The sequence below is a fragment of the Pseudomonas juntendi genome, assembly GCF_009932375.1.
GTDB lineage: Bacteria > Pseudomonadota > Gammaproteobacteria > Pseudomonadales > Pseudomonadaceae > Aquipseudomonas > Aquipseudomonas juntendi.
In genome coordinates this window covers 1-383 of sequence record NZ_BLJG01000618.1, presented here as the reverse complement: position 1 = coordinate 383, position 383 = coordinate 1, and the positions used below count along the sequence as shown (strand labels likewise).

Below are 383 nucleotides of genomic sequence, written 5' to 3'. Positions count from 1 at the left end.
ACAGGTACACCATCAGTGCCGGGCAGTAACGCAGCGCCGCCGCCAGGGCAATGCAGAACAGGATCAAGGGCATCAGGTTGCGCAGCAGCATCGCCCAGGAAAAATGCAAGGCCTGGGTGGCGGCACCGGTGGTTGCGATATCCGGGCGCACCCCCAGGTCCAGTCCCTGCATGGCCATGGCGATGATCATGATGCTCAAGGGAATGGCCAGCAGCCCAGCCATGATGCCCAGTGCCATGTACTTGTGATCGACCTTGCGCAGCATGGCCAACCCGACCGGGATGACGAAAATGCTCGTCGAACCACTCTGGAACCCGGTGATCAGGCCGAGGATCCAGCCTTCCGGGCTTTGCGCCCACGCCTTGGCCAACTGGTAGCCGCCC

1 protein-coding gene is annotated in these 383 nt (G+C 62.7%); it reads right to left on the bottom strand.

Translation table 11 applies throughout. From position 1 onward, the window contains the following. The coding region (gene eutH / locus GYA94_RS27515; RefSeq protein WP_161893536.1) for an ethanolamine utilization protein EutH at positions 1–383 on the bottom strand (383 nt) is incomplete at both ends.